This window comes from Ileibacterium valens (assembly GCF_001945525.1).
In the GTDB taxonomy this organism is placed as follows: Bacteria; Bacillota_I; Bacilli_A; order Erysipelotrichales; family Erysipelotrichaceae; genus Ileibacterium; species Ileibacterium valens.
Map to the genome: position 1 here is coordinate 1 of NZ_MPJW01000195.1, position 8,523 is coordinate 8,523.

Here is an 8,523-nt window from a genome sequence, read left to right on the forward strand (position 1 = left end):
AAATCGAGATACTGGAGAAACTGGGTATTCTTCCTGCTTCAGAAACCGAGGAAAAATCAGCTAAAAGAAAAAGAGGCAGACCGAAGAAGTCTGCCCGTCTATAGTCTATCGATTTGGGAAAGTTGTAATAAATGACTTATCGTTGATTTACTGGTTATATAGCGAATATAAAAAGAACTGAATTCGAGGTGTCCTACCACGACTCAGTTCTTTTTGTAGACCATTATTATTATTAGATCCTAAAATGTACTTTCTTAGATTTTCTGGATTTTTCTTGTTGCGATAATATCTGCATCACTCCCTGCAGGGTGAGCAACCAGGATATCACCAATCTCTATGGGTGCCTGAACACTGACATCTTTCAGTGCATTCATAATATCGAAAATCTTATTCTTATCGATGGGCTTTGATGTCTTACAGGATACCATCGGCAGATCCCCATTCTCAACCGGAAGAATTGAAGTAATCATCCGAACAGGTTTTTCTACTTCTGAGCGTCCGTATGCATCTCCTCTAGGGCAGGTGTTACCACTCAAAGAAATCACCTGACCATTCTCCAGTTCGATATGAAGCTGACATCCCATCGGACAATTGATGCAAATTAAATCACGTGTTTCCATTTTTTATCCCTCCCTTGTCTCGATACGAATTTCTTTTGTTTCAGGAGTCAGCCATTCTTTTTTCAGAATAATACTCTCCATTTCTCCAGGAGCCATAATCATCTTTTTCCGATGGATTTTTCGTTCACCATCAATAATGACATCGATATAGCCTCCTTTTAATACATTCCCAACGCGGAATCGTACGGTTGTATTTTCTTCCATACGGGAAGGATCAATTTTCGTTGGTACAGTATAGCGAACCAAGCCACCAGTCTGAACCGGAATCTCATTTTGGCTTTCCGGGATATTCTCTAAAACATATCGGGCAGCCATTTCTCCAGCCTTGCCAGCTTCCTGGGAAACAAAATCGACAAGATCGTGGACATGCAAAACATTGCCCGCTGCAAATATTCCAGGAACATTGGTCTCGAGAGATTCATTGACCACTGGACCGTTTGTTGTAGGATTCATTTCAACTCCTGCTAACACTGAAAGCTCATTTTCGGGAATCAGTCCTACGGATAAAAGCAGAGTATCACAGGGATAGGTCATCTCCGTTCCAGGAATTGGACGGCGGTTTTCATCGACCTGACTGATTGTTACTGCTTCAACTCGTTCTTTTCCTTTTATATCTGTAACGGTATGTGAAAGTTTCAGCGGAATATCATAATCGTCGAGACACTGGACAATATTTCGTTTTAAACCGCCAGAATAAGGCATCAGCTCAGCTACTACATGGACATTAGCTCCTTCAAGAACCATTCGTCTGGCCATGATCAGACCGATGTCACCACTTCCAAGAATGACAACATCCCTTCCAGGCATCTTGCCATCAATATTGACCAGTTTTTGAGCGGTACCCGCAGAATAAATTCCTGCTGGCCGATAGCCTGGAATGGAAAGAGCTCCACGAGGTCTTTCCCGGCAACCCATAGCCAGTATAATTGAGTCTGCTGCAACCGTCACCAGCCCTTTTTCAGGATTAACATAAGTGACATTTTTATTCTGATCAATATCGAGAACCATACTGCCTAGCTCATATGGAATATTTGCTTCCTGAACCTGATCAATGAATCGCTGCGCGTATTCAGGTCCGGTCAGTTCTTCCTTAAAGGTATGAAGTCCAAAACCATTATGAATGCATTGATTCAAAATCCCGCCTAGACGATCATCGCGTTCAATAATCAGAATATCGTTAAGCCCATGTTTTTTAGCTTCGATTGCTGCGGCAAGTCCGGCTGGACCCCCTCCAATAATTAACAATTGTTTCTTATCGGTCATATTCGGCTTTCTCCTTATCATTACCAGTAATGATTGTGCTGTTGAGTCCTGATTTTTTTACCTGATCGAGTGGGATTCCAGTTTCCTCGGCTATAATTTCCATCGTTTTGGGAGAACAGAATCCGGATTGGCAACGGCCCATTCCAGCTCTGACTCTTCTTTTAACACCATCAAGGGTTCGGGCCGGAACAGAGCGGCGCAGAGTGTCACGGATTTGTCCTGCAGTCACAGTTTCACAGCGGCAGATGATTTTACCGTATTCAGGATCTTCCTTAATCAGCTGATTCCATTGCTCTTTTGTAAGATCATTCACATTAATAAAACCTTTTCGATAGGGGTTAAAGTCTGGCCTGTCTTCAGGGTTGAGAAGATTGCGAACCATATCAGCGACCATAACACCAATGGCCGGAGCACTTGTAAGACCCGGAGATTCAACGCCAGCCACGTCAATAAAACCAGGTACGCTTTCTTCAATGACAAAATCTTCATGTTCTGGAACTGCACGCAGTCCAGAAAAAGAAGTAATGACCTGATTGAATGGTAAATCTGGAATGGTAAGAACTGCTTTTGATCGAACTTCACTGAGTCCCTGCGCAGTCGTATTCAATTCTTCTTTATCTTCTACAAACTCTGCTGTTGGACCTACAATCAGATTTCCATGACAGGTTGGAGCCACTAACACTCCTTTTCCGGCAATTGTCGGGAGCTGAAACAGAGTCATTTTTGTTTTGTTTCCTGCTGCTTTATCTAACAGGAAATACTGTCCTCGTCTTGGGCGAATGGTCATCTGTTCATCACTGACCAGATTATGAATCTGATCTGCGTACACTCCAGCTGCATTGATGATGGCTTTGGCAGAATATTTACCATTAACCAGCCAGCCATCGGATGTTCTTTGAATCTCTGTTGCTGGCTCATCAAAAATGAAAGTCACTCCGTTGTCTGCTGCATTTTCGGCAAATGCTGCATTCATCGTAAACGGATCAACGATGCCAGCCGTTGGCGCATATAAAGCACAGACGACTTGTTCAGAAACATTAGGCTCTTTTTTAAGGATCTCTTCTTTTTCAAGAATCTGCAGATCCTCTACCCCGTTCTTTAAACCCCGTTCATAAATCTCCTGAATCTTCGCCCTTCCATTTTCATCAAAGCACAAAACGAGCGATCCATTATTTATGTAGTCAAAGCCTAGATCTAAAGAGAGCTGTTTCATCATCTTTGATCCCTGAACATTCAGCTTTGCCTTCAACGTACCAGGAATCGCATCATAACCAGCATGCGCAATTCCAGAATTGGCTTTGGTCGTTCCTTCGCATATATCTGATTCTTTTTCCAGCACTCCAATGGCCAGATCGGTTTTAGCCAGTTCACGGGCAATCGCACTGCCTGTAATACCAGCTCCAATAATCAAAACATCAAAATCCATATCACTCGGATCCTTTCCATCCTCATCTTTCGAATATTTCTGATACTATTCATCGACTGTTAATGCATATCTTTGTTATCGCTTGAATTCCATCGCTGTATTTATATTGTAAAATCCTTGCAAAACGATTTATTAATTATCTTCTTCGTTTAATATATAATCCAGTGCTTCTTTTGGAATACCCATTATTATTCCAAAATGTTAAGGAAATGATCACTTATTTATCATTTCCTTAACATGTACTTAGTCCAATTGAACCCAAATGGTTAAAGAGTATCTGATTTAAACGCCTGACAGGCTTTGACTGCATTCTGCCAGTTCTGATAACGTTGATCCATTTCCTGTGCAGAGCGCTGGGGATCAAAGCGTTTATCCATTTCGATGCTGAGATCTTCCTTTTTCCAGAAATCGATGGCCAGTCCTGCCAGAAAAGCTGCTCCTAAAGCGGTCAGTTCGTTGACTTTATATCTCTCTACAGGAACCTGTATCAGATCAGACTGAAATTGAAGCAGGAAGTTATTCATTGCTCCTCCGCCATCGACTTTCAGCATTGGAATACTCAATCCCGAATCTCGTTCCATCGCATTCAGAACATCCCTGGATTGATAAGCCATTGATTCAAGAGCGGCTCGAATTAACTGATTTCGGTTGGTTCCCAAAGAGAGTCCTACAATCGAAGCTTTCGCTTTATCATCCCAGTATGGTGCTCCGAGTCCGACGAAAGCGGGAATAATATAGACTCCAGCTGTTGTTCCAGCCTGCTTAGCCATTTTTTCAGTCTGAGAAACCTTATCAAAAAGCTGCAGTTTATCCCGCATCCATTTCATAATCGATCCGGATACAAAAATTGATCCTTCAAGAGCGTATGTAACCTCATCTCCAATCTGCCAGGCAATCGTTGACAGAAGTCCATTTTTTGAACGAACGATTTCGTCTCCAGTATTCATCAACAAAAATCCACCGGTTCCATAGGTATTCTTTGCCATTCCCTTTTCAAGACAGAGCTGGCCAAATAATGCAGCCTGCTGGTCTCCGACCATGGAGCAAATCGGTACCTGTGCACCAAAGAATGCATATGGAGCAGTTGAACCATAATTCTCGGAAGTCGGTACGATTCGTGGAAGAATCGATTCGGGAATATTGAACATTTCTAACAGGTCCTGATCCCACTCTACATTTTCAATGTTGCATAAGAGGGTTCGGCTGGCATTGGTCGCATCGGTGATATGCTGCTCACCGCCTGTCAGCTTCCAGACAATCCAGGAATCCATAGTTCCAAAAAGAAGGTCTCCATTTTCTGCCTTTTTTCGTGCATCTGGGATATTTTCCAGAATCCATGCAATTTTTGAAGCTGAGAAATATGGATCAATTCTTAAACCTGTTTTTTCTCGAATGGTCTGCTCGTATCCTGCAGATTTCCATTCATCACAGATATCCGATGTCTGCCTGGACTGCCAAACAATCGCTTTATAAATTGGAAGGCCTGTTTTCTTATCCCAGAGAACAGTTGTCTCTCGCTGATTGGAAATTCCAATTCCCTTAACCTGGTCTGGATCAATACCACTCTGGTTTAATACATCAGCCATAACAGCCATTGTATCCAGCCAGATCTGAACAGCATCCTGTTCAACCCATCCTGGGGAAGGATAATCAACAGATCCTTCCTTCTGGGAAATACCGCAGATTCTGCAGTCATGATCAAATAAAATTGCGCGTGTTGATGTGGTGCCATGATCAATTGCGAGAATGTATTCCTTTTTACTCATCGTTTATCTCCTCGTATTATGTTGATTTCTCAAATTAATAATTATTATTTATTCTTCTCTTCATCAGTCATTCTTGTCATCTGGCAGTTTCGGAAATAATCAGACTTCATGGTTTCGTGATCTCAAATCCTTCTGTAAAGCGATTTCCATCCATCACTCAGTGATGCAAAACTTCAAACAACTGATTGATTTCATTTAGAAATGATTTGTGAATCCATAAGATTTTTACAAAATCAGCTGATCTTTTTTTGCTTGATCAGGAAAAGCAAATTTTTAAATGAATACGTTTGTCTGGGCTATTACCAGGGGATCAACCCATAAACTAGTACGGCAGCGATCGCTCCTAAGAATGGACCAAAGATTGGAACGATCAGGCCATAGTCAAAATGGGAACTTCCCTTGTCCTTGATTGGCAAAACGGCGTGAGCTAATCTGGGTCCCAAATCTCTTGCTGGATTGATGGCATATCCTGTTAAACCACCAAGCGACATACCGATTGCTACGATAATTCCAAAGACAAATAACTTATCGACTCCCATCGCAATTCCGCTGACATTTGAGATTCCCTTTATCGCAAAAACCAGGATGAATGTTCCCACGAATTCAGAAAAGAAATTCAGCCACATATTTTTGACAGAAGGGCTGGTGGCAAAGACTCCCAATTTGGCATCCGGATCACTTGTCGAATCAAACTGTCCTTTAAACAGAAGATATACTATGCAGGCTCCTACAAAAGCTCCAGCAAGCTGGGCGGCAATATAACCACCTACCTGCTCCCATGGAAACGAACCATCAATAGCCAGTGCTAAAGTCAGTGCTGGATTAAACGAGGCTCCGGAGGCTTCACCAAAAACAAATGCAGGAACCATGACTGCAAGCCCCCAGGCGATGGTAATTTGAATCGATCCGGCTCCCTTCATTCCGGATTTTTCAAGAGATACATTTGCAACTACTCCGCAGCCCAAGATGATCAGCAGAGCGGTTCCAATAAATTCGGAAATGTACGGCAACATAATTATTTTTTAATTGTGATGATAAACGATGCATCGTATGCTGAACTGAATTTCTGCGTCCAGAAATTCTCATCTGTCCTTTCATTGCTGTTCAGCTCTGAGCACAGATTACCAAACGAAATGTCTGAATTCATAAATAAAGTCTTCAGAATTCTGAAATTTATTAGACATTTGCAAGCGTTTGCATAAATCGTTTCAGTTGATAAAAGCGTTTACATAAGCGTATATCGTTTTTCGACATTTATCAAATTATATTTTAAATTTGAAATACGTAATATCTTTCTCTTTTATTTTTATTAACATCTTTAGTGATTTTAACGAGGTAACGATTGATCGACTTCTTCAATCTTTTTGGGTGGTGTTCATTTGATCAAACTAATCCGATAGAGATTTATTCAGATGAGTAATATCTATATTTAGAAGTTTATGAAGTTGTCAATTATTTTCAATTGAACAAAACAGAGATTATGTACAACAAATATAAGTGTATATCAATTGACCGCAAATTATATTTATGAATTATTTTTATGCCCTTTTAACAGAATAATGGAAGATACAAGTTTTCTATTCCTGCACTGCAAAATACTAAGAATGCCAGCTGTGGTCATAATTCGTTTAATCTATAGGAAATCATTCTGAAAACGCTTTCACATTATTTTGAAAATTTGAAAAAATGGTTGATTATTGAAAGCTGGATTATATACACAGTATCTCCTGACTCGATAACAGATATGTCCAATATCAGCCTGCGTCTGTTCACCTTGAGAGGATCGGCTTTTCATAGATCTATTGTTTTATGATTTACAAAGTCTCTTGACATGTTGAATCCGAACATATTGATAAAATAAAGAAAACAGATCGTTGTTTTGAAGCTTTCTTCAGAATCATTTTAAGGAAGAAAGGAAAGATTAAATTCATCACTTAAAGGATGAGTTTCGATTCAAATACAGTTAGGAGAGGATAAATTGTCTGAATTATTTAAACTGAATTCCCCGGAAACTACAATTGATTTCATCATTACCTGGGCTGAGAAATTGTGGATCCCAATCCTGGAAATTCTTGCCGGAGTTATCATCGGAAAAATGTTAAAAAAAATTATCTTAAAAGGGGTCAGTAAAGCTCCTGATCCTGGTCTTCTAACCTTTATGGCATCAGCTTCCGATATCATAGTGCTGGCTTTCTTTTCGATCATTGCCGTTGAGAGTCTGGGTGTTAAATTAACCAGTATTGTCACTTTGGTTTCCGCTCTGGGATTAGGTATTTCTCTGGCATTAAAGGAAAATATGTCCAATGTTGCAGGAGGAATGCAGATTTTAATCACTAAGCCATTTTCTATCGGTGATTTTATCAGTATATCGGAGCATAAAGGGACTGTCAGTGCCATCGAACTGATGTTTACCACATTGACTACGCGTCACAATAAAGTAGTTATCGTCCCAAATTCGCTGCTGGTAACAGATATCCTGATTAACTATTCCCGAATGCTAGACAGAAAAGTCACTGTGCAGGTTCCGATAGCCATTCCAAACGATCTCTCACTGATTTTAGAGAGCTCCAAGAAAATCATCCATGAAGCTGATCTGCGATTGATCGATGACCCTACAGTTTGTTATGAAGAGTTTGTCCAGGGGTATGCGGTATTAATGGTTGAAGGTACTGTTCGTCCTGAGGATTATGAAGAAACAAAACATCAGATCGCTACACTGATCGCTTCAAAACTCAACGCTTTTAATCCATCAACTTCCCCTTCGAAAATCGAAATTGTCGACGAAGACGATAATCAGACTTCAGGTTCTCTTAAGAATCAGGCCTCTGATTGATGCTGACTATAACAATCCTAAATGAACTATCATAATTCCGATTTTCGATAATCAGGACTTCCTTGATTAAAAAATCGAGCAGAGCGCGCAGACATTAACCTGGCTCGCTCTGCTCGATTTTTGATTTAAGACTGATCTAGTATTCTTATTATCTTTTCTCGATTTTGATCGGAAGGATCAGTTCGAGGATCAATTCGTTTACAGATTGAACGCAGAAATCGTTGATTGGTCTGGCTTCGATGAATCCGTTCAAATGATATCCCTGATCGTTAATGTATTGAAGAGTTGATGCAATTGAATCTTCAAAGGTTTGATTTGCTTTCACATACGTTCTTGCAATTAATCTTTCTGGAACAGATTGGAATTGAGCCTTAGTTGAGTCTAGATCACAACTGACAGGATTAATTGTTTTAAGTTGATCCTGATTTACAGTCTTCAAATTTTTGGTCATTGATGCAGATTCAAAATCGATGAACAGCCCCTGATAGGCTTCCGCTACTAAATATCTACAACTATCTAATATTCCTCTCAATAGTTACAGATATCTTTCCTGTCCGGCTTGAACCTGTTATCACGGGTCTGCTCCAGACAGATTCCTGTTTCTTCTCTTTTCTG

The 8,523-nt window shown here is 40.4% G+C and carries 7 protein-coding genes; 1 reads left to right on the forward strand and 6 read right to left on the reverse strand.

Going from position 1 to position 8,523, the window contains the following annotated elements:
- Positions 1-254 precede the first annotated feature (254 nt).
- The 5 genes from BO222_RS10210 to BO222_RS10230 form a co-directional block, all read right to left on the reverse strand.
- Complete coding sequence (locus tag BO222_RS10210; RefSeq protein WP_075820700.1) at positions 255-620, reverse strand: DUF1667 domain-containing protein; 366 nt, start codon at positions 618-620, stop codon at positions 255-257.
- Between the two features lie 3 nt (positions 621-623).
- Complete coding sequence (locus BO222_RS10215) at positions 624-1,883, reverse strand: NAD(P)/FAD-dependent oxidoreductase (protein ID WP_075820701.1); 1,260 nt, start codon at positions 1,881-1,883, stop codon at positions 624-626.
- On the reverse strand, positions 1,873-3,309 hold the full coding sequence (locus BO222_RS10220) for an NAD(P)/FAD-dependent oxidoreductase (RefSeq protein WP_075820702.1): 1,437 nt from the start codon (positions 3,307-3,309) through the stop codon (positions 1,873-1,875). Before BO222_RS10220 ends, BO222_RS10215 begins: the two co-directional genes overlap by 11 nt.
- Before the next feature lie 266 nt (positions 3,310-3,575).
- Entirely contained in the window at positions 3,576-5,075 is a 1,500-nt protein-coding gene (gene glpK, locus BO222_RS10225; protein WP_075820703.1) for a glycerol kinase GlpK, read from the reverse strand.
- Positions 5,076-5,374: 299 nt separating this feature from the next.
- Complete coding sequence (locus BO222_RS10230; RefSeq protein ID WP_075820704.1) at positions 5,375-6,088, reverse strand: MIP/aquaporin family protein; 714 nt, start codon at positions 6,086-6,088, stop codon at positions 5,375-5,377.
- 965 nt (positions 6,089-7,053) lie between these two features.
- Between BO222_RS10230 and BO222_RS10235 the strand changes: the two genes are divergently transcribed.
- Positions 7,054-7,908: a mechanosensitive ion channel family protein gene (locus BO222_RS10235; RefSeq protein ID WP_075820705.1), complete on the forward strand. Its 855-nt coding sequence runs from the start codon at positions 7,054-7,056 to the stop codon at positions 7,906-7,908.
- Positions 7,909-8,056: 148 nt separating this feature from the next.
- Here the strand turns inward: BO222_RS10235 and BO222_RS13805 are convergent, their stop codons facing one another.
- On the reverse strand, positions 8,057-8,233 hold the full coding sequence (locus BO222_RS13805) for a hypothetical protein (RefSeq protein WP_158024596.1): 177 nt from the start codon (positions 8,231-8,233) through the stop codon (positions 8,057-8,059).
- Positions 8,234-8,523 lie beyond the last annotated feature (290 nt).